22 protein-coding genes are annotated in these 26,267 nt (G+C 51.2%); 12 read left to right on the top strand and 10 right to left on the bottom strand.

The features are described from left to right. Positions 1–12: 12 nt before the first annotated feature. The gene (locus A1332_RS21620) at positions 13–525 is read right to left on the bottom strand and encodes a hypothetical protein (RefSeq protein WP_064010477.1); all 513 of its coding nucleotides are present in this window, start codon (positions 523–525) and stop codon (positions 13–15) included. 274 nt (positions 526–799) lie between these two features. Here A1332_RS21620 and A1332_RS21615 point away from each other — a divergent pair, with 274 nt between their 5' ends. From A1332_RS21615 to cpdA, 8 genes are all read left to right on the top strand, one after another. Beyond that, positions 800–1,975 carry an aspartate aminotransferase family protein gene (locus tag A1332_RS21615; RefSeq protein WP_064010476.1) on the top strand — a complete coding sequence of 392 codons (1,176 nt, stop codon included), beginning with the start codon at positions 800–802 and terminating at the stop codon, positions 1,973–1,975. A 2-nt stretch (positions 1,976–1,977) separates the two neighbouring features. After that, complete coding sequence (gene argF, locus A1332_RS21610) at positions 1,978–2,877, top strand: ornithine carbamoyltransferase (RefSeq protein WP_064010475.1); 900 nt, start codon at positions 1,978–1,980, stop codon at positions 2,875–2,877. Between the two features lie 47 nt (positions 2,878–2,924). Continuing rightward, the gene (locus A1332_RS21605; RefSeq protein ID WP_082879823.1) at positions 2,925–3,563 is read left to right on the top strand and encodes a TIGR04211 family SH3 domain-containing protein; all 639 of its coding nucleotides are present in this window, start codon (positions 2,925–2,927) and stop codon (positions 3,561–3,563) included. 95 nt (positions 3,564–3,658) lie between these two features. Continuing rightward, on the top strand, positions 3,659–5,509 hold the full coding sequence (gene ilvD, locus A1332_RS21600; RefSeq protein WP_064010474.1) for a dihydroxy-acid dehydratase: 1,851 nt from the start codon (positions 3,659–3,661) through the stop codon (positions 5,507–5,509). A 285-nt stretch (positions 5,510–5,794) separates the two neighbouring features. After that, the gene (locus A1332_RS21595; RefSeq protein WP_064010473.1) at positions 5,795–6,622 is read left to right on the top strand and encodes a helix-turn-helix domain-containing protein; all 828 of its coding nucleotides are present in this window, start codon (positions 5,795–5,797) and stop codon (positions 6,620–6,622) included. A gap of 73 nt (positions 6,623–6,695) precedes the next feature. Further along, positions 6,696–8,009 (top strand): amino-acid N-acetyltransferase, encoded by a 1,314-nt coding sequence (gene argA / locus A1332_RS21590; protein WP_064010472.1) that lies wholly within the window; start codon positions 6,696–6,698, stop codon positions 8,007–8,009. A 38-nt stretch (positions 8,010–8,047) separates the two neighbouring features. Then, positions 8,048–8,500 (top strand): GDP-mannose mannosyl hydrolase, encoded by a 453-nt coding sequence (locus A1332_RS21585; RefSeq protein WP_064010471.1) that lies wholly within the window; start codon positions 8,048–8,050, stop codon positions 8,498–8,500. 3 nt (positions 8,501–8,503) lie between these two features. Then, entirely contained in the window at positions 8,504–9,292 is a 789-nt protein-coding gene (gene cpdA, locus A1332_RS21580; protein ID WP_064010470.1) for a 3',5'-cyclic-AMP phosphodiesterase, read from the top strand. Here cpdA and A1332_RS21575 read toward each other — a convergent pair. Continuing rightward, positions 9,289–9,816 carry an RNA pyrophosphohydrolase gene (locus tag A1332_RS21575; RefSeq protein ID WP_064010469.1) on the bottom strand — a complete coding sequence of 176 codons (528 nt, stop codon included), beginning with the start codon at positions 9,814–9,816 and terminating at the stop codon, positions 9,289–9,291. The genes cpdA and A1332_RS21575 overlap by 4 nt on opposite strands. Positions 9,817–9,969: 153 nt before the next feature. Here A1332_RS21575 and A1332_RS21570 point away from each other — a divergent pair, with 153 nt between their 5' ends. Further along, positions 9,970–10,626, top strand: coding sequence for an HAD family hydrolase (locus A1332_RS21570; RefSeq protein ID WP_064010468.1), 657 nt, complete (start codon positions 9,970–9,972; stop codon positions 10,624–10,626). A gap of 60 nt (positions 10,627–10,686) precedes the next feature. On the opposite strand, the gene A1332_RS21565 is transcribed toward A1332_RS21570, so the two are convergent. Continuing rightward, positions 10,687–10,917, bottom strand: a complete 231-nt coding sequence (locus tag A1332_RS21565) for a sulfurtransferase TusA family protein (protein WP_020482444.1) — start codon at positions 10,915–10,917, stop codon at positions 10,687–10,689. 74 nt (positions 10,918–10,991) lie between these two features. Between A1332_RS21565 and cysG the strand changes: the two genes are divergently transcribed. Then, entirely contained in the window at positions 10,992–12,383 is a 1,392-nt protein-coding gene (cysG, locus tag A1332_RS21560) for a siroheme synthase CysG (protein WP_064010467.1), read from the top strand. 208 nt (positions 12,384–12,591) lie between these two features. Then, positions 12,592–12,927: a c-type cytochrome gene (locus A1332_RS21555; RefSeq protein ID WP_020482446.1), complete on the top strand. Its 336-nt coding sequence runs from the start codon at positions 12,592–12,594 to the stop codon at positions 12,925–12,927. 76 nt (positions 12,928–13,003) lie between these two features. On the opposite strand, the gene A1332_RS21550 is transcribed toward A1332_RS21555, so the two are convergent. From A1332_RS21550 to waaA, 3 genes are all read right to left on the bottom strand, one after another. Continuing rightward, the gene (locus A1332_RS21550) at positions 13,004–13,618 is read right to left on the bottom strand and encodes a hypothetical protein (RefSeq protein ID WP_064010466.1); all 615 of its coding nucleotides are present in this window, start codon (positions 13,616–13,618) and stop codon (positions 13,004–13,006) included. Between the two features lie 144 nt (positions 13,619–13,762). After that, a complete protein-coding gene (locus A1332_RS21545) occupies positions 13,763–14,974 on the bottom strand; it encodes an argininosuccinate synthase (protein WP_064010465.1) in 1,212 nt (403 codons plus the stop codon). Between the two features lie 98 nt (positions 14,975–15,072). Further along, entirely contained in the window at positions 15,073–16,332 is a 1,260-nt protein-coding gene (waaA, locus tag A1332_RS21540) for a lipid IV(A) 3-deoxy-D-manno-octulosonic acid transferase (RefSeq protein WP_064010464.1), read from the bottom strand. Between the two features lie 638 nt (positions 16,333–16,970). Between waaA and A1332_RS26170 the strand changes: the two genes are divergently transcribed. Continuing rightward, the gene (locus A1332_RS26170) at positions 16,971–19,745 is read left to right on the top strand and encodes a methyl-accepting chemotaxis protein (protein ID WP_231890381.1); all 2,775 of its coding nucleotides are present in this window, start codon (positions 16,971–16,973) and stop codon (positions 19,743–19,745) included. A 434-nt stretch (positions 19,746–20,179) separates the two neighbouring features. Here the strand turns inward: A1332_RS26170 and A1332_RS25785 are convergent, their stop codons facing one another. The 4 genes from A1332_RS25785 to A1332_RS21515 form a co-directional block, all read right to left on the bottom strand. Next, positions 20,180–21,121 (bottom strand): hypothetical protein, encoded by a 942-nt coding sequence (locus A1332_RS25785; RefSeq protein ID WP_197491530.1) that lies wholly within the window; start codon positions 21,119–21,121, stop codon positions 20,180–20,182. A gap of 429 nt (positions 21,122–21,550) precedes the next feature. Beyond that, positions 21,551–23,944: a phosphoenolpyruvate synthase gene (ppsA, locus tag A1332_RS21525; protein WP_064010462.1), complete on the bottom strand. Its 2,394-nt coding sequence runs from the start codon at positions 23,942–23,944 to the stop codon at positions 21,551–21,553. A gap of 126 nt (positions 23,945–24,070) precedes the next feature. Then, on the bottom strand, positions 24,071–25,204 hold the full coding sequence (locus A1332_RS21520; protein ID WP_064010461.1) for a GGDEF domain-containing protein: 1,134 nt from the start codon (positions 25,202–25,204) through the stop codon (positions 24,071–24,073). Further along, on the bottom strand, positions 25,197–26,216 hold the full coding sequence (locus A1332_RS21515) for an FIST N-terminal domain-containing protein (RefSeq protein WP_197491529.1): 1,020 nt from the start codon (positions 26,214–26,216) through the stop codon (positions 25,197–25,199). Before A1332_RS21515 ends, A1332_RS21520 begins: the two co-directional genes overlap by 8 nt. Positions 26,217–26,267: the final 51 nt, after the last annotated feature.

Genomic DNA, 26,267 nt, shown 5'->3' with positions numbered 1-26,267 from the left:
ATGACTTACGATTTATCTATTTTCCAGAGCCAGCGAATCCAGCAACGGCAATTCCGCATCCGGGTCGTACACACTGAAGCGGTATTTCTCCTTCAAGTATTCCAAAAGCCAGGCATTGGTGTCGGCTCTACGCTGCCCGGCAGCCTCGTTCATTTGTTGTAAACGCTGACGCACCGCGTGTTGCGGCAGTAACAACAGCTCGATATCAGCCATAGACACAAACTTTTCCGGATCAGGGTTCTTGCCGTTAAAAATCTTGAACAGCTGATGCTTTTTCAAGCCTAAATGGGTATTGAGCTCGTCTTTAAATTCGATAAATAACGGTAACAAATCGCTACCGACGCACGTGTCTTCGTGCAGCTTGTGTAAACGATTTAGCAAATGGTAGACCGCAAACCGGTACAATTCGGACTCACGCACAAACAGCCGAGCCGCCATGGCACGCACGGCAATCCGGTCGGAATTGTTTAACCGGATGGAAACGATGTGCTTTTTATCGTCTAAAAGATGTTCGTTGTCGTTCAACGCAAGTCCTTTGTGAGTATATCGCCGGTAAATTCAAACCGGTCGAAACAGCTTAATTTGCAAGAATTTAAAGCATCAATGTTACAGATTTATAACAAACGCCCCGGCACTCGAAAATTTGCTGGAAGCCGCCCCGATAAGGTTTTGCACATCGAGCGAATTACCGGATTTTCAGGAAAAACTATTTATTGCTTATACGGGATGAAAAAAATATAATCGCGCGCTTTTTTCGAGCGAATAGCGTTTTTCAAAACACTTTCAGAGTCTTAGCACAATGACCAGTCACATCATGCCTACTTATGCCCGCCAGTCGGTCACTTTTGCACGCGGCGAAGGCGCATGGCTGTGGGATACCGCTGGACGCCGCTATCTCGACTCGGTCGCCGGCATTGCCGTATGCAACCTCGGTCACGCCCATCCGGCCGTGCATGAAGCGCTCTGCCGGCAAAGCAAAACCCTGCTGCATACCTCCAATCTGTACGGCGTGGAACTACAGTCGCAACTCGCGGATAAATTAATCGAGCTGAGCGGCATGGATAATGTGTTTTTCAGCAATTCCGGCGCGGAAGCCAACGAAGCGGCGATTAAAATTGCGCGCAAATACGGCCATCAACAAGGCATCGACAATCCCGTGGTTTTGACCATGAAAAAAAGCTTCCATGGCCGGACCATGGGTACTTTGAGCGCAACCGGGAACGCCAAAATCAAGCAAGGCTTCACCCCGTTGCTGGCTGGATTTACGCATGTGCCGTATAACAACATTGCTGCTATCGAAACCGCCATCGCGGCGGATAAAAACATCGTGGCGATTCTGGTCGAACCGGTGCAAGGTGAAGGTGGTGTGAACATTCCGGCCGCGGATTATTTGAATCAAATTCGCGTTCTGTGTGATCGGCATAATTTACTGATGATGCTGGACGAAATTCAGACCGGTGCCGGCCGTACCGGGCGCTTTCTGGCCTATCAACATAATGACATCCTGCCGGATGTATGCACGATGGCTAAAGCCCTGGGTAACGGCGTGCCGATTGGCGCCTGCTTGGCGCGTGGCAAAGCTGCGGAAGTATTACAAGCCGGCAATCACGGCTCCACCTTTGGTGGCAACCCTCTGGCCTGTAGCGCGGCGTTGGCAGTACTGGAAACGTTAACGACCGGCACACTGATTGCCGATGCCCAAACCAAAGGCGCGCGGATTTGCCAACTCTTCAAAGATGCATTAGCGGGCAATCCCCATATCGTGGATATTCGGCATAAAGGCTTGATGATAGGCATTGAACTGGACCGGCCTTGTGGCGAATTGGTCGGCAAGGCCTTGGCACAAGGCTTGTTGATCAACGTCACCGCCGACAGCACTATCCGTTTATTGCCGCCGCTGATTATCGACGACGCACAAATACTAACGCTGACCGAAACCTTGGCAGCGCTCATTCAGGAATTTAGCAGACAATAACCATGCAACCCAGACACTTCATCAGTCTGCTGGATTTGTCCAGCGCCGAATTACACACCCTGATCCAACGGGCGATTCAACTCAAAGCGCATCGCGACCCGGACTATCAGCCTTTCAAAGGCAAAGTACTGGCGATGATTTTCGAAAAATCCTCGACCCGGACCCGCATCTCCTTCGAAGCCGGCATGGCCCAATTCGGCGGAACTGCGCTGTTTCTGTCACCGCGCGACACGCAATTGGGTCGCGGCGAACCGCTGGAAGACAGCGCCAGGGTCATATCCAGCATGGTGGATTGCATCATGCTGCGGACCAACAATCATGAAACAGTAACGACCTTTGCCAAGTATTCGCGGGTACCCGTGATCAACGGTCTGACGGATTTGTTGCATCCGTGTCAGTTGCTGGCGGACATGCAGACCTATTTTGAACTGCGTGGCGACATCGCCGGCAAAACCGTGGCCTGGATCGGCGACGGCAATAACATGTGTCATTCCTATATTAACGCCGCACGGCAATTCAACTTTAAATTAAACATCGCCTGCCCTATCGATTATCGTCCGCAGCAAAGTATCGTCGATGCGGCTGGGCACCGAGTAGCGTTTTTCAATACGCCGGAGCAAGCCGCGCAACAAGCCGACTTGGTCGTAACCGACGTCTGGGCCAGCATGGGCCAGGAAGAGGAACAGAAAAAACGCGAATTCGTATTTAAGGATTTTCAGGTCAACAGCAAAACCATGGCTGCCGCCAAATCCGATGCACTGTTCATGCATTGTCTGCCTGCGCATCGCGGCGAAGAAGTCACGGCAGAGGTGATCGACGGCCCGCAAAGCGTAATATTTCCGGAAGCCGAGAATCGCCTGCACGCCCAGAAAGCACTACTGGAATTTCTCATCTGTCGATAATTTCGCTAGAATCGCCGCTTTATTTAAGCCGAACGAAGAGTGATACTGTGAAAAAATCTTTTGCCTACATTTTTGCCTGTCTGCTGATTAGCCCGCTTGCCATGGCAAGAACCGCCTACGTCACCGACAAAGTCGAGGTGCCGTTGCGTAGCGGCGAAAGCGAGCGCACCAAGATCGTAAAAATGTTGGAAAACGGTATTCCTGTCAGCGTATTGCAAGAAAGTACCGAGAACGGCTACACCTATATCCAAACCAGTACCGGCGCGGAAGGCTTCATTCTCAGCCGTTACCTAACCGGCGAACCCAGTGCCCGTAATCAGCTGGAAGCCGCCAGCAAAAAACTCGAAATGCTGCAGGAAGAAAACAAACAACTTAAAGCCGGACAAGCCAACAGTCAGGAAATTGGCAAAGAACGGGACAAGCTCAGCGCAGACCTTAGCGAACTTCAGCAAACCGCTGCCAATGCGATACAACTCAAACAACAGCGCGACCAATTGCAGGAACGCGTAATCTCCGTCGAGCGCGAGCTACAACAGTTGAAACGCGAAAATCAGGCATTAACCGATAGCAGTAACCAGGACTGGTTTTTATACGGCGGCGGCTTGGCCTTATTCGGCGTCTTGCTGGGCTTTATTCTGCCCAAACTTAGCTGGCGCCGCCGCTCCAGCGGCTGGGACAGTTTTTAACTTTTAAACTATTTATCCGCAGTACTTTACTGCGGTAAACGACGCCCTTTCCCGCGGCAGTTTAAGCGCCGCTTTTGCTTTCAGTTGGAATCATCATGCCTGCATATCGTTCTCATACCACCACTCAAGGCCGCAATATGGCGGGCGCGCGCGCGCTGTGGCGCGCCACCGGCATGAAAGACGGCGACTTCGATAAACCGATTATCGCCATAGCCAACTCCTTCACTCAGTTCGTGCCCGGCCATGTGCATTTGAAAGACCTGGGGCAACTGGTGGCGCGCGAGATCGAACAAGCCGGCGGCGTGGCAAAGGAATTTAATACCATCGCCGTGGATGACGGTATTGCTATGGGGCACGACGGCATGCTGTATAGCTTGCCCAGCCGCGATCTGATTGCCGACAGCGTTGAGTACATGGTCAATGCGCACTGCGCCGATGCGCTGGTGTGTATTTCCAATTGCGACAAAATCACCCCCGGCATGTTGATGGCGGCGATGCGCATCAACATCCCGGTCATTTTTGTTTCCGGTGGGCCGATGGAGGCCGGCAAAGTGCGTTTGGCTGAACGTGCCGACATCAAAAAACTGGATTTGGTCGATGCGATGGTGATGGCGGCCGACAGCAAAGTCTCAGATGTGGACTTAGCAGCTGTCGAGCGCTCCGCCTGTCCAACTTGCGGCTCTTGCTCAGGCATGTTCACCGCCAATTCCATGAACTGCCTGACAGAGGCTTTGGGCTTATCCTTGCCCGGGAACGGCACGGTGCTTGCCACCCACGCAGACCGCGAACAGTTATTCAAACAAGCCGGACGGCGAATTGTCGAACTGGCCAAACAATACTACGATCAAAACGACGAATCGGTGCTACCGCGTTCGGTCGGCTTTAAAGCGTTTGAAAATGCTATCGCGCTCGATATTGCCATGGGCGGCTCGACCAATACCATTTTGCATCTGCTGGCCATCGCTCAAGAAGCGGGTATCGATTTCACACTGGCCGACATCGATCGCATGTCCAAAGTGATACCACAATTGTGTAAAGTGGCACCCAACACCGATAAATACCATATCGAAGACGTGCACCGCGCGGGCGGCATAATGGCAATTCTGGCGGAACTGAATCGGGCCGGCAAACTGCATACCGACGTACCCACCGTGCACGCCAAAACCCTGGGTGAGGCCATCGCACAATGGGACATTGCCGCGAACCCCAGCGAAGCAGTTGAAACGTTTTACAAAGCCGGGCCGGGCGGGATTCCGACTCAGGTTGCTTTCAGTCAGAACTCCCGCTGGCCCAGCCTGGACAAGGATCGCGCTGCAGGCTGTATTCGCTCCATTGAACATGCCTTCAGTTTGGAAGGCGGTTTGGCGGTACTCCATGGCAATATCGCCCTGGACGGCTGCGTGATCAAAACAGCTGGCGTGGACGACAGCCTGCTGGTGTTTGAAGGCAGCGCCCATGTGGTCGAATCGCAAGACGAAGCCGTCGAGAATATCTTGAACAATAAAGTCAAAGCAGGCGACGTGGTGGTGGTACGCTACGAAGGCCCCAAAGGCGGCCCCGGCATGCAAGAAATGCTGTATCCGACCAGCTATATCAAATCCAAGGGTTTGGGCAAAGCCTGCGCACTGTTGACCGACGGCCGTTTTTCCGGCGGCACCTCCGGTTTATCCATCGGCCACTGCTCGCCGGAAGCGGCGGCAGGTGGGGCGATTGGTCTGGTGCGCAACGGCGACCGTATCCGCATCGATATTCCCAATCGCACGATCAATGTATTGGTCAGCGACGAGGAACTGGCCCAGCGCCGGACCGAACAGGCCAAACTCGGCTGGAAACCGGCCAAGCCACGTCCGCGCAAAGTGTCTGTAGCACTGAAAGCCTATGCCTATTTTGCCACTTCCGCCGATAAGGGGGCGGTGCGAGATTTGTCGCGGCTTGAGGATCATTAAGAAAGCGATGCTGGTAGAGGCTTGGCGGTGTAGACTGTTGAAACGCCGTCAAGTCTTGAACCTTGCATTTTAGCGGACACGATGTCATCTACCGCTTCAGAAAATACCCGGAAGCCGCCTGACTAATAAGGCTAACGCCCGACAACCTTCGCCAAATTTCTCAGCGCTGCACCCCAGGGTATAGCACTTAATTTTTGATAGCGATTGCGGATGGAGCGATCAAAACCGGCTCAACTGTGTAATTGATTCATTACCGCCCCGAATTCGCCTTAATCCCATTTGCCGATGAAACGCTTCCTCCTCCAACTGCTCTACATCTGGAAACAAAAGCTAAAAATCTATTTCATAGCCGGCTGGATTGGTGCCGGGATGGGGATATTTTTATTAGCGCCCAGTTACGATTATATTAGCTCGCGCGAGCGCAACGCCGACCCGCTTTCCTCAATCGAATTCGTATTGAGTCAGTTCAAAGAGGTGATGACCGGCCAAATTAATCAGAATAATCTGATCTTTTTTTACGCCGAAATTGGCGCGATACTGGGCTTGCTGTCGCTAGGCTTTTATCAGATTCTGCATAAACGGCTGGTGGATCTGGACGCACTGAAAATCGAGCTGGAAAAAGATTTGCCGACCATCATCCGTCAAGGCGAAGGGCCGTTATTGGAGTTTAAATCGTCGCTGCGCTGGGATATCCAGGAGCAACGCGTCAATAAGACCCTGGAAGGCGTGATTATGAAAACCCTGGCCGGCTTCTTTAACAGTCCGGTTGGCGGCACTTTGCTGATCGGCGTGGCCGACAACGGCGAGATCATGGGTCTGGAATCCGATTTTCAAACCCTAAAAAAACCCGATCACGATGGCTTCGAGCAAACCTTGATGACCGCAATCTCCAGCAATCTGGGTGCCGATTTATGCCCGCTTATACATGTGTTATTTCATAAGCTGACCGACCGTGATGTGTGCCGAGTCATCGTTTCACCCTCACATCGGCCGGTATTTCTGACTCAGAGCAACACACCCAAATTCTTCGTACGAACCGGCGGTGGCACTCGGGATCTCAACATTCAAGAAGCGTTGGATTATGTTGCCAGCCGTTGGAAAAAAGCCAAGTAACCAGCCCTGATTGGGTTTTAACGCCGGCAAAGTTAAACTAAGCAGCCAGCGACGTCGCAAACCATCACACACCATGGAACATCAATCAACTTTCGTTAATTGGTTCAGAAACTCGTCTCCCTACATCCACGCCCACCGCAATCGCACTTTCGTGATTTTTTTCGGTGGTAGCGCGGTGACGGAGCCTGATTTCGACAATCTGATTCACGATTTCGCGTTGTTGAGAAGTCTGGGCATCAGACTGGTGCTGGTGCATGGCATTCGCCCGCAGATCGACGAGCAAGTCACAGGGCATGGCGACACGCCGCAGTTTCACCACCATTTACGCATCACCGATGCCACGACGCTGCAATATGTGAAGCAAGCGGCAGGACTGGTGCGGGTGGAAATTGAAGCGCTGTTATCGATGGGCGTTTCCGGTTCGCCGATGGCCGGCGCGAAGATACGCGTCGCGTCCGGCAATTTTGTTACCGCCAAACCTTTGGGAGTATTAGACGGCATCGACTATTGCCATACCGGCAAGGTACGGCGCATCGATGCCCAAGCCATCCATCAACAGTTGGATCAGCAGAATGTGGTACTGATTTCACCCATTGGTTATTCTCCCAGCGGCGAAGTGTTCAACTTGTCAGCCGAGGAAGTCGCCACCGAAGTAGCCATCGCCTTGCAAGCCGAAAAATTAATTTTGCTAACCGAACAAAACTGCGTATCGCCTGACGATAACCGGCCGATCCAACAGCTCACAACGATTCAAGTCTCGGCACTCTTGCAAGATACGCCGACACTACCTGATGAAGTCGCCCGCTCACTGCGCGCCGCGATGCAAAGCTGCGAAAAAGGCGTACAGCGCGCGCACTTGATCAATCGCCATGTGGACGGCGCCCTACTCCTGGAGCTGTTTACCCGCGACGGTATCGGTACGCTGATCAGCTCTAACGCGTTCGAAACCGTTAGGCCGGCGACATTGGACGATATCGGCGGCATTATGGAACTAATCAAACCTCTGGAACTGCAAGGTATCCTGGTTAAGCGTTCGCGGGAAAAGCTGGAAATGGAAATCGGCGACTACATCGTCATCGAGCGGGACGGCCTGATCATCGGCTGCACGGCCTTTCACGTGATGAACGACGGCAACAGCGCGGAAATCGCCTGCTTGGCGGTGCATGCCGACTATCAAAAAGGCGCGCGCGGCAACAGCTTACTGGAGTATCTCGGCAATAAGGCCAAAACCGAGCATATCCAGCGCCTGTTCGTGCGCTCCACGCAAACCGTGCATTGGTTCGTCGAGCGAGGTTTTACACCTTGCGAAATCGACGATTTGCCGGAGCCGATGAAAAGCGCTTACAACTATCAGCGCAATTCCAAGGTATTGTATAAAGACGTTTAACATCACCCTCCACCCACTATCAGCTCGCGGAATATAGGATGCTCGATAAACAGGATTTTCTTACAGTCGTAAAAAACACCCCCTTAGTCTCTATCGATTTAATTGTACGTTCCAGCAAGGACGAAATATTGATGGGCATGCGCGTGAATGAACCGGCGGCGGGCTATTGGTTCGTGCCCGGCGGCAGAATTTTTAAATCCGAAACCCTGGAAGATGCGTTTCAAAGAATCACTGAAACCGAATTGGGCACTGCCTACAGCATGGAAAGCGCTGATTTACTCGGTGCTTTCACCCATCTGTATGACACTAATTTTGCCAAACAGCCGGGTATAAGTACCCATTACGTGGTTTTAGGCTATCAATTGCAGCTGGATATCGATATTAATCAGTTACCTGCACAACAACATTCTAATTACCGTTGGTTTGGCAAACATGAAGACTTGAGTGAAGTTCATCCTAACAGCCAAGCCTACTATCCCTATCTGCGCTGAACAATGCCAATCTTAAAAGTCTTGCAGCTGACAGACCTGCATATATTGCCGCATGTCGGCGACAGAATGCTGGGTATCGATACGGAACAGTATTTCCAAAAAACCCTGGCCCACGCGCATGCCACGCATGGCCCATTCGATCTGATTTTGTTGACCGGCGATTTAGGCCAAGACCCTTGCGCCGATAGCTACCGGCGAATTTGCCGGCATCTGCAAACTTATCAAACACCTTGCCTATGTCTGCCGGGTAATCATGACGACTGGGAACTAATGGAAACCGAGCTGAACGTAGGTTTCGTCAGTTGCCGCAAACACCTGCTGCTGAAGAATTGGCAGATTATTGCCTTAAACAGCCAAAAACCGGGCAGTCCCGCTGGGTTTGTATCACAGGAAGAACTGGCATTTTTACAGCAAACGTTAAGCACAAATGAGATGCCTGCCCTGCTCGCAATACACCATCATTGTATTGCCAGCCAAAGTAGCTGGATGGATACGATGCAAATTGAGAACGGCGAGGAATTGCTGGCAGTAGCAGAACGCTTTCCGCAAGCTAAAGCTATCACTTGCGGCCATTTGCATCAGGAAATGCAAACTAGTCATAAACAAATAGCGATATTCGCTACGCCGGCCAGCTGTTTTCAGTTCAAACCGTTTGCGACCGAGTTTGAACTGGACACGCAAGCGCCTGGGTATAGGGTCTTCGAATTGTACGATGACGGTAATTTGCAATCCAGGTGCTATCGAGTGCCTATCAGCATGAACGGCTTACAAACCAACGAACACAGTTACTAACCGAACGCTAGTCTTCCGGATAAGTAACTGTCGGCATTGACTCCCACATCATTGGCAATCAGCAAAGCCCCCAATTCGTCCATCGCTTTGCGGTAAACCCGGCGCTTGAAGTAGACCACGTCTTTCAGCGGATACCAGTACTCTACCCACTTCCAGTTATCGAATTCCTGCTTGTGACCGCAATCGAAACGCACCATCGATTCGTCGGTGGTCAGGCGCAGAATAAACCAGATCTGTTTCTGACCAATGCACAAGGGCGTGGAATTTTTGCGAATATACCGATCCGGCAGTTTGTAACGCAACCAATAGCGGGTGCGGCCCAGCAATTGCACGTGTTCCGCGCGCAAGCCGGTTTCCTCCCACAACTCCCGATACATCGCGGTTTCCGGATCCTCGTCGCCGTCAATTCCGCCTTGCGGAAACTGCCACGAATTAGCGCCCTTGCGCTTTGCCCAGAACACACGACCCTCGTCATTGCAAAGGATAATGCCGACATTAGGTCGGTATCCTTTCGAGTCTATCATGTAAAAACCTGTATTATTTGCCGCCCTGTTGCTAATGCCTGGATGTTAAAATTAACAACGGCACGGCCATTAAAATTAATGGCGCAATTGTTCCACAAATAACCGGCGGACGCCACAGGCCGCTACTTTTTTCTTTATGACGACGGATTTGCCGTGAGCTTAGCGATTTTTGATCTGGATAACACGCTGATCGCCGATGACAGCGATTTTTTATGGGGCCAATTTTTAGTCGACCGCGGCATCGTCGACAAAGAGCAGTATGAACAGGCCAATAAAAAATTTTACGAGGATTACAAACACGGCACGCTGGATATCGTCGAGTTTTTACATTTCTCTCTGGCGCCACTGGCCCAACACGACGCCGAGCAACTGTATCGCTGGCGCGCCGAATTCGTCGAAACGCTGATCAAGCCCATCATGCTGGAAGCCGCGCAGGCTTTGGTGGAAAAGCATCGTGCAGCTGGGGATACCTTGCTGGTGATTACCGCCACCAATCGCTTCGTCACCGAGCCTATCGTAAAACTTTACGGTATCGACAACCTGCTGGCTACTACACCCGAATTCCTTGATGGCCGCTACACCGGCAAATTCAACGGTACACCCTGCTTCCAGCAAGGAAAAGTAGCGCAGCTAAACGACTGGCTGGCCAATTCTACGGAAACTCTCGCCGGCAGTTGCTTCTATAGCGATTCGCATAACGATTTGCCACTATTGAATTTGGTCGATCAACCTGTCGCAGTCGATCCCGACGAAAAACTACGGGAAGTTGCTAGGCAAGCAAACTGGCCGATTATCAGCTTGAGGAAATAGATTCGGAGAGCAAGGTCCGAGCGAGACAGGATTTTGAATCTTTATAATATTGAATCGCTTCTATTTTTTCTGTATAAAGAAAACTTGTTTGTCGGCTTCCTTGAATATCTTCAGCGGGATATGTCCGGCCTGATCGATATAGACGCCGAAATCCAAATGGGCCGCCGGATCGGTAGCAATCACTTTGACTACCCTGCCGCTTTCCACTTCCATAATCGCCTTCTTCAAACGCAGCAACGGTAACGGACATTGCAATCCGCTGGCATCGACTTCCAAATCAAACTCGATCATAGTAGTGCTCACTCAACTGTTCTTTAGACAACACTTATAATAACACCAACCCCAGACCACGAAAATCAAGCACCATGGATTACTTTCCGCTTTTCTTAAAACTAAAAGACCAGCCATGTCTGGTTGTGGGCGCCGGCGAAATCGCCTCGCGTAAAATCGAGCTCTTGGCGAAAACCGGGGCACGGATTACGGTGGTGGCACTGGAAATTGGCTCCAGCGTCGCGGAGATGGGCAGAGACAAACGAGTGCTTATCCAAGAAAAAGCCTTTGCCGCGGATGATGTGAAAGGCATGCGCGTGGTCATATCCGCAACCAATAACCGAACGGTCAACGAAGCGGTCGCTCAGGCCGCCACGGCTCAGAATATTCCGGTAAACGTGGTCGACAATCCCGATTTGTGCAGTTTTATCTTTCCAGCGATTGTTGATCGCTCGCCATTAATCGTAGCCGTGTCTTCAGGCGGCGTCTCACCGGTACTGGCGCGTTTGCTGCGCTCCAAGGTGGAAAGCGCCATTCCCGGCGCGTTCGGCCTGCTAGCACAGTTTGCCGAGGATTTTCGGGCATTGGTTAAGGAACGACTGAAAGAACCCAACCGCCGCCGGGTATTCTGGGAAGACGCCTTGCAGGGACATATCGCCGAATTGGTGTTTTCCGGCCGCCGTGAGCAAGCTGCAACAGAACTACAAGCCAAACTCGATGCGGCGGAGCAGACGCAAAATCGTGGCGAGGTGTATTTGATCGGCGCCGGCCCCGGCGATCCGGATTTGCTGACTTTCCGAGCCCTGCGTTTAATGCAGCAAGCAGATGTAATTGTCTATGACCGGCTGGTTTCTCAGGAGATATTGGAGATGGCGCGCCGCGACGCAGAGAAAATCTACGTCGGCAAACAACGCAGCAATCACAGCCTGCCGCAAGAATCGATCAACGAGCTGCTGGCGAAGCTGGCCTTATCAGGCAAACGCGTCGCGCGCCTGAAAGGCGGCGATCCGTTTATTTTCGGCCGGGGTGGCGAGGAAATCGAAACGCTGATGCAACAAGGCATTCAATTTCAAGTGGTGCCCGGCATTACCGCCGCGGCCGGTTGTGCCAGCTATGCCGGCATACCGCTGACGCATCGCGATCATGCGCAGTCCTGCACCTTCGTGACCGGGCATTTGAAAGACGGCAATATCAATTTGAACTGGAGCCAGCTAGCCTCGCCCAATCAGACCATCGTGATTTACATGGGTCTGGTTGGATTGGAGACTATCTGCCAATCGTTGATCGAACACGGCTGCCCTGTCGATCAACCGATTGCACTGATCCAGCAAGGCACTACCCGCCATCAACGGGTCATTACCGGTACCCTGGGCGATATGCCTAAACGCGTCGAAAACGCTGATATAAAACCACCCACCTTGATCATAGTCGGCACGGTAGTGCGCCTGCGCAAACAACTGGAATGGTTTCAACCCAATCAAAACTAAGCGTATATGAATTTTTCCCTATTTCAGACGATGTTAAGTTTTAGCTGGAAAAATCAGCCCGCAAACTCGGTAACGGCGCGAACCACAGAGAAAATCGATTGAATTTTTCGCTAAAGTTCCCTATCCTTTACCCGCTTAATTTCCCAATGAACTGCCTATGCAAATAACAATATGCAGTTCTTTTTTTTAAACACAACGAGAGAATCATATGAAAAAATCATTCGGTTTATTAGTAGGCGCAGCTTTGATCGCTATCAGCGGACAAGTTGCAGCTAACGAAGCGGAAGAAATCGGCGCGAAAATTTATGAGCGTGCTTTCGGTCGTGGCTGCGGCGCTTGCCATGACATCGCTTCCAACCCACAATTATCGGCTTTGATCAGCGCCGGCAAACTGCCTAAAGACCAGTTCGCCAAAGTGTTGAAAGAAGGCAAAAACGGTATGCCTAAAGCTGTTGCAGCTATCATGGAAGTCGGTCCTGTGAAAAAAGCAGGTTACACCGAAGACCAAGCTATCGATGCAGTTTACGAATATCTGAAAAAATAATCGTAGCCTTCCGGGCAAAGAAAAAGCCGCTACCCTTTCGGATAGCGGCTTTTTTATGTCATAAAGAATATGCCGATTAATCTTGTTTACTGAGATACGCCTGCTGGCTACGTTGATGGGTTAACCGGTAACGGTTACGCAGCCAAACTCCGGCAATCGCCGCTATCATTAGCCCACAAGACACAAAGGTCAAATAGACCAAATCCTTGATGTCATTCAGTTCTTTGATCAGAACCTGGTTGACAGCCGCGCCTTCAACCTTGGCCGGCGAATCGACAGAATAAGTCGTCAGTATCTTCACATCGCCTTTCAAATCCTGAATGGTCTCCAGGGAATCGGCGACGCTACCTTTTTTGATATTCTCTTCCAGGGCTCTTAATTTGCTGTCGATGGAACCGCTTAACAAGCCGAACAACTGGCCTTTCAAGGCGCTGATTTCGGCAGATAGCACCGGGTGCTGCGTAGCGTAAGCAGTCGAGATGGCCTGATGCTTTTGTATTTCGGTCAACAGATTTTGCTTAGGCAGCAATACAAAACCCAACAAAAAAACCGCGGCCATCAACGCCAAAACCAGCATTAACAAAAAGCGATTGGCCTTCATCAGCGCCTGATGCTGATGGGCGCGCAGATAGACTATCTCATGCTTATCGGTATTGACATCATCCAGATTAATCTCAGGCATATCGCTCATTATTCTTTTAGTGTTGCTAATCGGGAAGCTCTATAGATATCACCGTGAGCACGCGGCGCCTAAACGGCACCGCATGCTCAACGGAAATACATCGGCGCATTATACAAGCTAAATCAAAAATGTCCTGTTTTATACAAACCGCAATCAACGCCCTTTTTTTGCGGCAATTCGCATTCTCAGGGCGTTCAGTTTGATAAAGCCTTCGGCATCTTTTTGGTTATAAGCGCCGCCATCTTCTTCAAAAGTGGCGATATTTTCATCGAATAGACTATTGGTTTCCGAGGCCCGACCGACCACGACCACATTGCCTTTATACAATTTTACCCGGACCTTGCCGTTAACATTGACCTGCGAGGCATCGATCATGGTTTGCAACAGCGCCCGCTCTGGGCTCCACCAGTAACCGTTATAAATCAAGGACGCATAACGCGGCATCAATTCGTCTTTTAAATGCGCGACTTCGCGGTCCAGGGTCAACGATTCGATGGCCCTGTGTGCTTTCAGCATCACGGTGCCGGCTGGCGTTTCATAACAGCCTCTGGACTTCATACCGACATAACGATTCTCGACGATGTCCAGACGTCCAACCCCGTTGGCACCGGCGATTTTGTTCAATTTTTCCATCACTTGATGCGGCGTGTGAGGCACATCGTCGATGGCGACGATATCGCCATTCTGATAGGTGAGCTCAACGTAGGTCGCTTGGTCAGGCGCATTTTCCGGCGATACGGTCCAGCGCCACATATCTTCTTCCGGTTCCGTCCATGGATTTTCCAAGATACGGCCTTCGTACGAAATATGCAGCGAGTTGGCATCCATGGAATAAGGCGAGGTTTTACCTTTTTTCATTTCCACTGAAATGCCGTGTTGCTCGGCGTAGTCCAGCAGTTTTTGCCGGGAATTCAAATCCCATTCCCGCCACGGCGCAATCACTTTGATGTCCGGGCGCAAGGCGTAAGCGCCCAGTTCGAAACGCACCTGATCGTTGCCTTTGCCAGTGGCGCCATGGGAGATCGCGTCGGCGCCGGTTTCATTGGCGATTTCGATCAAACGCTTGGCAATCAGCGGCCGGGCAATCGAGGTTCCAAGCAGGTATTCGCCTTCGTAAATGGTATTGGCGCGGAACATCGGAAATACGAAATCGCGAGCAAATTCTTCGCGTAAATCGTCGATATAAATTTCCTTGATGCCGGCCGCCGTGGCTTTGGCACGAGCCGGATCCAACTCTTCGCCCTGACCGATGTCGGCGGTAAATGTCACCACTTCACAGTCGTACACATCTTGTAGCCACTTCAAAATAACCGAGGTATCCAAACCACCGGAATAGGCCAACACCACTTTTTTAATATCCGACATAATGCGCTTCACACCTTTTACAAATTAAAAAAACTGGCGAATTATAACGGAAAACCTCAACGAATTGCCCGCTAACCACCCTAACCCAAGCGTAAAACTTACAGGTACTCCGCCAACAATCCCGCCACCCGTTTTGTAGCGCCCTGGTTATTTTCTACAAACAACCTGCCGTTATCGATCAAGCTGTTTCTAAACGCTATGTCTCGATAGAGACGCAACACGGCATCCATTATGGCTTGGCGATCACGACACTGCATCGCCCCTTCCAAGGCTAAAATCCGCTCGGCAATTTCCTGAAAATTAAACATTTCCGGGCCAAATAACACCGGTACGCCAATGACGGCCGGTTCCAGCACGTTGTGCCCGCCTACTGCCACCAGACTACCGCCGACAAAAGCCAGATCGGCAGCGGCATATAACATTTTCAGCTCGCCCATGCTGTCGGCGATATAAACATCGGTTTGCTCATGATTCTGCCTTTGCTCGCTTCGCATCACCACCGCCAAACCCTGCTGTTCGCAGAGCTTTTTAACGGTTTGAAAACGCTCCGGATGACGCGGCACAATTAATAACAGCAACTCGGGTATCTTTACTTTAAGAACCGAGTAAAGCGCAAGAAATGTCTCTTCTTCACCCTGATGAGTGCTGGCGACAATCCAGACCCAGCGTTTTGCAAATAACTGCTGCTTGAGCGCTCGCCCCTCCGCGATAACGGCGGCGTCTATCGTCACATCGAACTTAATATTACCCAACACCTGAACTTGCTGAGGAGCGGCGCCGATTTCGATAAATCGTAAGCGGTCCTCCTCTGTTTGCACAGCAACAGTGGTAACGCAAGCCAACGCCGGCTTTACCAGTCCGGGAATTTTTCGATAAGACCGCGCGGAACGCGCCGACAATCTGGCATTGACGATAAACAACGGAATATTCTGCGCCGCACTGGCTGCAAACAAATTGGGCCAGATTTCCTTTTCCATCATGACCGCCAGCCTAGGCCGAAAACATTTCAAAAAACGCTCAATCACAAACGGCAGATCATACGGTAGATAGACATGCTCTACTTGACCGGCCAATGCCGCCTGCACCCTGGCAGAACCGGTTGGGGTGGTGGTGGTAACGAGTACCGGCAACTGCGGATGGCAGTGGCGCAAATGTGCGATTAATGGGAAAGCCGCTTCCGCCTCCCCCACTGAAACAGCATGTATCCAGATTACCCCCTGCCTGGACGGCCTTTGGTAAAAGCCCAAGCGCTCTAACCAGCGTTGCCGGTATTGCGGCGCCTTGAAGCCCCGCCAATACAATCGCAATAAAACAGCAGGCAACAACAATCCATAAAGCAGCGTGTATAGGTTACGCATTACATCCGTTCTCGCAAATTATTGGGTTAAACCAATGCAATCTTAAACTATTAACCGGCCAATTTCGCCCGTAAGCTACCTTTAACAGCCACATCGAAATCGTCCAAGCGTGCTGATAAAACGACGACCCGGCATCCAATCCTTCATTTGCGGAAGCATCAGCCAAGCATGACAGCCTCTAGTGCTCCGCGGATATTTAAAAGCATAGTCAGGATCGAAACTACGTCGCGTAGCCACATTGCTAACACAGTTGTTTAGTCGCTGCATATAAGCTATTCCCGTCTATACTGATCGTCGGACCAGCCCCATCAAGGTAAATTTATTTCGTCACTCAGAGACTCACGCATCAGTCAACCTAACTGGAGCGATAGGGTTATATACCCGAAAGACGGCTTTTGGATTCAACTGACAGCAAAGTAATTTTTACGCTCATGTTCAATTCTGGTTTTGGCATTGAATCGAGATCGCAGCACAGCGGTTTCCAAATAGCCTTCGCTCTTCCCCTTATACCCGGAGACCAAACAACAAGTCAGATCCAATTTGCTTTTGAAAGTGCGTTACATCTAGCAAGAGGAGTAATTCGGCGTCTTGCAACCATGATTTTAAATCTGAACAAAACCAACCGAGGAGATCGATTTATGAAGTTAACTCATTTGTTTTCAAGCCATAAACAAGCAGCGGAAAAACAGACCACCCTCGAAATAGAAAGGGTCGCGCAGGCCATCGTCGCCGGGCAATTGGATGTACGCGTCAATACCGCGGGATTTGCCGAGAACAGCATGCAATTCGGTCATGCGATTAATCAGATATTGGATGCCTTTACCCAACCGTACAATGCAGTTGCCGATTGCATCGAACAAATCGCCAGCGGCGCCGTTCCGGCTAAAATCAGCGATCATTACCGTGGCGATTTCAACGCACTGAAAAACCACCTCAATCAGCTTATAGAGGCTATCGCCCAGCAATCATCCGCCGCTCAGGCCATTGCCGACGGGAATTTCACTATTCATATCAATGTTCGCTCCGAACACGATGCTCTGGCGAAAAGCTTGGTCAAAGTCGTTGATGTGCAGCAGAACTTGAAAACCGAACTCCAGCGTCTGACCGGTGCGTCAAAAGACGGCCAACTAACCGAAAGGGGTAACCCGGCACAATTCAAAGGCGCTTACGCCGAAGTCATTCACGGGGTCAACCAAATGTTGGACGCCATTCTGCTGCCGATTGGCGAGGGTAATCGCATTCTGGCGCAGATTTCTAGCGGCAAAATCGATGAATTGATCAGCGACACTTACCGTGGCGATCACGAGAAAATGAAACAGGCCGTTAACAATGTCGCCACCACCTTGCAAGGCCTGCAACATGAATTGCAACGTCTCACCATCGCTTCCAGACAGGGACAGCTTACCGAGCGGGGTAAAGTCGAACACTTTAAAGGCGCCTATGCGGAAGTGATCGGCGGCGTCAATGAAATGCTGGATGCCATTCTGCTACCGATTGGCGAGGGCAATCGCATTCTGGCGCAAATTTCCGGCGGCAAAATCGACGAATTGATCGAACAAACCTACCAAGGCGATCACGAGAAAATGAAACTGGCTGTCAACAACGTCGCCATCTCGGTACAGGGCCTGCAAAAAGAGTTACAAAGACTCCAAGAAGCTTCCAGAGAAGGACAATTATCCAAACGCGGCAACGCTGAGCAATTTAAAGGCGCCTACGCCGAAGTCATCGGCGGCGTCAATGAGATGCTGGACGCCATTCTGCTGCCCATCGAGGAAGGCAATCGCATCCTGGCGCAGATTTCCGGCGGCAAAATCGACGAATTGATCGAGAAAACTTACCGGGGCGATCACGAAAAAATGAAATTAGCGGTCAACAATATGGCAATCACCTTGCAAGGCCTGCAGAACGAGTTGCGCCGCTTAACTAGCGCTTCTGGGGATGGTCAACTCTCGGAAAGGGGTAAAACCGAGCAGTTTAAAGGCGCCTACGCCGAGATTATTGGTGGTGTCAACGATATGCTGGATGCAATCCTGATTCCCATAGGCGAAGGCAACCGCATTTTGCGTATGATCCGGGGCGGCGATTTACGCCAACGCGTGGAAATCGCTTGTAAAGGCGACCACGACCAGATGAAACAAGCCGTTAACGGCGTTCATAGTTGGCTCTCGGATTTAATCGCTTACGTTACCAAACTAGCCAATGGCGACATGACGGCGGAAATGGGCAAGGCCTCAAACGACGACCAGATCCATGAATGGTTAATGCTGCTAAAAGGCAATGTTCAGGCCTTGGTAGCCGATGCCGACAAACTTTCGATAGCGGCAGTGGAAGGCCGCTTACAAACCCGCGCCGACGCCAGTAAACATCAGGGCGCCTTTCGTAAGATAGTGGAAGGTTTCAACAATACCTTGGACGGGGTCATTCTGCCTCTCAATGAGGCTGTCGAAGTACTGACATTGGTCGAACAAGGGGATTTGACCCGTAAAATCAGAGGGGATTACAAAGGTCAGCTTAATGACTTTAAAGATACGGTTAACAATACCATAGTCAAACTTTCGCAAACCATCGCCGAAGTCATCAGTGCTGCCGACCAGTTAGGCAGTGCCTCAGCGCAAATCAGCGCCACCTCACAATCTTTATCGCAAGCATCCAGCGAACAGGCAGCCGGCGTCGAAGAAACCACGGCCAGTATCGAACAAATGGCGGCAAGCATTAACCAAAATGCGGAAAACGCCAAAGTGACCGATGGCATGGCCGGTAAAGCCACTCAGGAAGCCAGCGAAGGCGGAGCAGCCGTTAAACAAACCGTCACTGCAATGAAAGATATCGCCAATCGAATTGGCATCATCGACGACATTGCCTACCAAACCAATATGTTGGCTCTCAACGCCGCCATCGAAGCGGCTCGAGCGGGCGATCACGGCAAAGGTTTTGCGGTAGTGGCTGCGGAGGTCAGAAAATTGGCGGAACGTAGTCAGGTAGCAGCACAAGAAATCGGTCAGCTGGCGGAGAACAGCGTTAAAACTGCTGAAAGTGCAGGTCAATTGCTGGACGCCATCGTCCCCAGCATTGCTAAAACCTCGGATCTGGTGCAAGAAATTGCCGCCGCCTCCCAGGAACAATCGGCGGGTGTCAGGCAGGTTAATATTGCCATGAATCAGATGAATCAAATTACGCAGCAAAATGCTTCTGCGAGCGAGGAATTGGCGGCAACAGCAGAAGAAATGACCAGCCAAGCCGCGCAATTGCAGAATCTGATGAGCTTTTTCAAAATCAAAAATTTGCAACCAACGCCGCCCCGCAACGCAACGAGAACGCCGCCTAAATCGCCAAAGGCAATACCGCCGGCACTACATGTTAATCACGCAGACAATCCTGAGGGATTCGACATAAACCATTTCGAACGATTTTAGTGATTGAGTATTGACTAAGACCAGGCAGATCAACCCTTAACTTTTTGCACCAAAAATAAAATTAAGTACAGGAAATCTAACAAAGCAAGGAAGCTGTTGATTCCCGATAATTGACCTAAACTGCGATTGGACACAACGGTGTTGATCTACACAGTGGGATAGTGACAGTGATGCGATAAGTTGACGGAATACCAGGGTGCGTGTATCGATTCGGTTGGGGGTAGCAATAACATCCTAGACTAAACAGAATATTTGGCCCAACAATTCAGCAACTGGTAGACAGGACCGAGTAGCCTTGGCCCATGAATTGAACCGGTCTGCGATGTTCGAAGCAGACCGGCGGTAGCTGCGCCATCCGTGGCAATCATCCTGAACTATCCTAAAAACAAATCCTAACGCCACAAACCTTGAGATTTGCAGCGATATTTCCAAACTTAAGCTGCTACCGCTGCTTTACGACGACCGCCAAAACCGATCAGGCCGGCCATCGCGCTGCCGAACAACCAAACTGCGCCGGGAACAGGTACTGCCGAGGTAGTGATGTCCATTGAATAACCTGCAACATTTTGGCTCCATCTTCCTACGCCGTTACCACCCAGGTAAATCGAATAGATCTGACCGGCAACTGCGGTAAAGGTCAAGCCATTAAGCGCATCGACTGACTCATCGTGGGTCAAATAAGCCAAACCCGAGGTACCAAAAGGGTTACTGGCGGTTAAAGGTTTTGGAGTCGCACAAGTTGGGCAATTCCAGCTACCGTGATGAGAATAGTTACCGGTATTGGTATCCATACCCGTAAATACGGTAACACCGAAATTATTGTTGAAGGATCCTAAGGTTGACAGGTTAATAGTCACTTTTTGTGTGACATCTGACTTGATCAAACCAATATCAGTTTGATGTCTCCAACCTGTTGGGGCGATTGGCGCGCCAGTCGAGCTAACACCACCAGCATCCAGCCAGGCGCCAGCACCGGTATCAATTTCGGCAGCTACACCGTAATCCGCCAAGGCATCCGCTGCCGAAACTGTCAGTGATGAACCCGCTGAATGCAAGTGGGCCGCCCAGTTCAAATGAGAAGAACCGGCGTAACCGAAAGGCAACGCTCCGCCAGCGGTACCGACCCAAGGTACCAGATTACCACTGTTTCCCTTACTTTCCGGACCGGTAAAGATTCCATCAGGCGGGGTATACACACCTGTTGTTGAATTCGTGGAACCGATATCGTTGACCCGTGTCCAGCCATCCGTAGAACTGGCCGAAGTGGTGGTGAAAGTGTTGTACATGACGTGGGCAGAAGCAGTTGTCGCGCCGGCTGATAGAGCCACACCAGCAACGGCCATGGAAACAGCCTTAGCCAATTTTGTTTTGATCATACGTTTTTACCTTAAATCTCAAGTTAGGGGAGAAAGCACCTTAGGCCCCAAGACTGATCAACAATCTTGTAAGCCATGACTGACAGGCGCCTGCCTCCATAACGCAATCCCTATGCCATCTATAAAACGTATTAATTACAAACAATTAGAATTTACTTATTCTCAGCGCTCAAGCAAAATCCGTGATTTAGCTCACAAAAAACAGGTGAAATAACATAATTCAGATTTTTCCGCTTACTCAAGTAAATTTTTCCAGCCTGTGTTCCGGAACAAGACTGATTTAGGCTTAACGCTCCATTTAAAAATCAGCCGCAATATCTGTCGTTTTTGTATGGTCGTCACCCTGACTGTTCGGCGACAGAGCCATCCCTGGCATTTAACCCAGCGATGAGTAACAGGGCGGCCAAGGCAATCAAAAGCAAATCATAGCTAGCGCCCCAATCTACGTTCCAAATCCAACACACTCCGGGTAGTCTGCAACACCGTATCCGGATTCAAACTCATCGAATCGATGCCGATTTCGACCAAATATTCGGCCATTTCCGGATAATCTGACGGCGCTTGACCGCACAAACCCGAATGTCTACCGTTGCGGCGAGCGCCTTCCACGGCCCACTTGATCATGGTCTTCACGCCGGCGTCCCGCTCGTCGAAATCGTTGGCGACGATTTCCGAATCGCGGTCCACCCCCAAGGTCAATTGCGTCAAGTCGTTGGAACCGATCGAAAAACCATCGAACAATTTGGCGAATTCATCGATCAAGATGACGTTATTCGGTATCTCGCACATCACGTAAATTTCCAGGCCGTCATCGCCGCGTTTTAAACCCAGTTCCGCCATGTAAGCCAATACCCGTTCGGCCTCCTCTTTCCGCCGACAAAAAGGGATCATCAACACCACATTCTTCAGGCCCATCTGCTCGCGGACCCGTTTCATTGCCGCACATTCCAAGGCAAACCCTTCGGCATAAGCCGGATGCACATAGCGGGAGGCACCGCGAAAACCGATCATCGGATTAGCCTCGTCGCGCTCGAACCAACGCCCGCCCAACAAGGTCGCGTACTCGTTGGTTTTAAAATCCGACATCCGCACCACCACCGGCTTGGGATAAAACGCCGCAGCTATGGTGCCTACTCCTTCCGCCAGACGTTGAATGAAGAACTCTTCCGGTTTGGCATAGCCCTCGGTCAATTGCTTAAGTTGATCCAGCTCGCCGACATCTTCGATTTTTTCGGGGTGAATCAAAGCCATTGGATGCGCCTTGATATATTCGGTGATAATAAATTCCATCCGCGCCAAACCGACGCCGTCATTCGGCAAGAAGCTGAGTTTAAAAGCCAACTCCGGATTGCCCAGATTGAGCATGATCTTGGTTTTTGGCCGCTGGAGTTGCGACAAATCAGTATGCTTGACCTCGAAATCCAGCCGGCCAGCATAGACTTTGCCGACATCGCCTTCCGCGCAAGATACCGTGACCACGCTGCCACTGGTTATCGCTGCCGTCGCGTTCTCGCAACCTATCACGGCCGGCACGCCCAATTCGCGGGCTATGATCGCCGCATGACAGGTTCTGCCACCGCGATTGGTGACAATAGCAGCGGCAGTTTTCATCACCGGCTCCCAGTCCGGAGTAGTCATGTCGGCTACCAGCACTTCGCCTGGTTTGAAACTACCGAGTTTGGCCACGTTGTCTATCACCCGCGCCTGACCCACCGCGATCTTGCTGCCGACCGCATGGCCCTTGACGATGGCTTCGCCTGCTTGCTTGAGCTGGTATTGCTCCAACACATTACCCACTTTTTGCGAAGCCACGGTTTCCGGGCGGGCCTGCACGATATAAAGCTTGCCGTCCAGCCCGTCTTTGGCCCATTCCATATCCATAGGCCGGCCATAATGGCGTTCGATTTTTAGAGCGTAGTCAGCCAATTGCAGCACTTCGGCGTCATTGATACAAAACTGCCGGCGCTCGTGGTTTGAGGTGGCAACATTACGAATCGGTTCGCGAGTGCGGCCGTCGCTATAAATCATCTTGATTTTTTTCGCGCCTAGCGTACGCCGCAATACGGCGCGATAGCCTTGGGCGAAAGTGGGTTTATGCACATAAAATTCGTCGGGATCGACCGCGCCCTGCACGACGTTTTCCCCCAAACCGTAAGCGCCGGTGATAAATACCGCATCGTCGAAGCCGGATTCGGTATCCAAGGAAAACATCACGCCACTGGCGGCCAGATCGGAACGCACCATTTTCATCACCCCAATCGACAAACCGATCTTGAAATGATCGAAGCCCTGATCCAGCCGGTAATGAATGGCCCGGTCGGTAAACAAACTGGCGAAGCAACGCTTGCAGGCATCCAGCAAGGCTTGGCCGCCGCGGATATTCAGATAGGTATCTTGCTGACCGGCAAAGCTGGCAGTAGGCAAATCTTCGGCGGTCGCGGAACTGCGCACCGCAACGGTCAAATCTTCCGGGTATTGTTGTTGTAATTGCCCAAAAGCATCCAGAATTTGCTGCTGCAAATCAGCGGGCAGCGGTGCTGCGTAAACCAAATCACGGGCTTGTTGTGCGCGGCGCGCCAACTCTGCGACGTCGTCGGCATCGACATCATCGAGTAAAGCGTGCAAATGCGGCCAAACGCCGGCCTGATCCAGCATATAACGGTAAGCTTCGGCGGTAATTGCGAAACCGTTGGGGACAATCACGCCCTCCGAGGCCAACTCGCGATACATCTCGCCGAGCGAGGCATTTTTACCGCCAACCAAAGGGATGTCGTTGATGGTGAGTTCAGAAAACCAGCGGATGTATTGATCTTGCTTGGACATGATGCGCTCCTTGGCTATTGTTATGCTTATGACTATAAGCATACGCCGTTCAGAGCAATCGGCAAGAGCTTAGCAGCGGAAACAAACCGAGTCGGGCTATCCGAAACGTGGACTACAAAAAGCCGGCTACGATTGCAGGGGAGATGACATGACGCGATTACGCCCGGCGTCCTTGGCAGCATAAAGCGCTTTATCCGCCGCCCCGATCAATGCCGCCGAAGAGAGGCCATTTGCCGGATATGTGGCCACGCCAAACGACGCAGTTACGGCAATAGCTCTGTCGGCAACTGCAACAGGCTGGGCAACCAGCGCCGAACGTATCAATTCGGCACGCTCACTGGCTGTTTGTTGCGAGGTGTCCGGCAACACCAGAAAAAACTCTTCGCCGCCATACCGGCAATCCAAATCGCTAGCGCGGGCATGACGCTTCATGATATCGGCGAATACTTTCAACACTGCATCGCCGGCCTGATGTCCGTAACAATCGTTGATCATTTTAAAATGATCCAGATCGCTCATCACCACGCTCACCTGATAGCCTTGCCGCTCGGCCAACAGCAATTCACGTTCCAAGTTTTCGTTTAGGAACAGCCGGTTATACAGCCCGGTCAAGGGATCGTGAATCGCCTGGTATTGAAGCTGTTCATGCAGGGCTTTGACTTGCCGCTCGGACTGCAAGCGCTCGCTGATATCTGCCAACACCGCGATCAAAGCAGGTTTGCCGCCTATATCAATTGCCTGACTACCGGATACCTCAACCGTGATCAGCTCACCATTCCGGCGAACGGCATTGGCGATGAGACTAACTGTCGAACGATCCTTGTTTAAGGCATTCTGCATCACTTCGCGCAGAGCGGGCCGATCGGCATCACTGATTAATTCCATCATACCCATAGTCAAGAGTTGATCGACCTCGTAATCAAAGATTTCCGCAAACTTAGGATTCACATAATGGAAACGGTCTTCGATAATCATCGTTATGCCAACCAAGGATTGATCCAGAACCCGGTGAAACTTTTCCTCGGCTTCTTGCAGCGCCCGATTGATTTTCTCATTCTCCCGCAATGCCGCTTCCAATTCCTTTGTCCGAGCGCGCACCAAACTCTCCAACATGATGGTGGTTTGAAACTGATCGAAATCCGAACAATGCTGGGTGGAACTGCGCTCCACTCGATTCATCAAGGCTTCTACGACCTTATTGAGACGAACGATTTCCGCCTTTAATTCGCTCTCTAAATCGCGTGCATCCGACTCAATCATCCCCGTCGCACCCGTCAACTGCACCTATGGCAACAGCGGCGAACGTCTGATTGACATGCACGCCCCGAAACTGTTCGCCATAGGTATTGAAACCTATCACATTGTTATCGCCGAGTATTTGTGCTGCTTGCGCCGCCAAGCCGCGCTGTATCAGTTCCAGCTTTCGGAGTATGCAATCACACGCTATAACCACCTGAGGTTGGCCAATCTCGGCCCGAACTTCGGCAAAAGCCTGTTGTAGATTTTCGATAGGATCCACCCCACGCGCAACTCTCAACACCAAGCCTTCCTCGATAGCACAGTAAAAAGTCAGACTTTGATCATCATTGGCACTGCGAATCGCCCGCACATAAAAGCTACCATCGATAGCTACCACGACCGGCGCTGCGGCAAAATGCGCAGGTTTTAACGCTTCTACCGAAACTCCGATGAGTCTGGCGTATTCCGGGGCCGCCGGTAGACCATTGATTTCATGTACGATGCGCCGTCTGGCATCGGCGTGCGTGACCACCAATCTTTCCGCCGTCGGTACAAAATGTTGCGCTTTGAAGATTTTAAAAGGTGACGACGTATGCATCAGCAACAACAAGGCACTGTCCGCATGAAAATCACCATCGCAATAAACGTATGTTTTATGGAACAGCAAGTCGTCGGCCGCCGAGCCGCCAATCATGGCGATATTGCCTAATGCGTCTTGTATCGCATGGGTGACCTGCTCTTCGCGCACCGATAAGCCGTCGATCAACAAAAAACCGAAACAATTTTCGGCATTAAGATGCGTAACTCTATCTTGCAAGCCATACAATAGTTCGTTGGCAAGCGCATGCCCTTCGGCGATTTGAAACTGTTGCAAGTTAGGGATTAGCCCACTGGTCGCAATAAAATCCGGCGCGGAAAAGCCGACACCTACCAGACTTTGTTGACTCAGTCCTGCATCGCCTATTTCGCCAGAGGTCGTGCAGCCAATGACTTGTATACCTTGAAATCGGCGTCTTATTTCGGAAGCCAGCAAAGTTCGGTCGTAACTAGTCGAGCAAAAGAAAATAACCAAAGCCGTACGGCT

The sequence above is a fragment of the Methylomonas methanica genome (assembly GCF_001644035.1).
Lineage (GTDB): Bacteria > Pseudomonadota > Gammaproteobacteria > Methylococcales > Methylomonadaceae > Methylomonas > Methylomonas methanica_A.
Note: the sequence above shows the minus strand (reverse complement) of the source record. Positions and strands in the feature narration are given on the sequence as shown.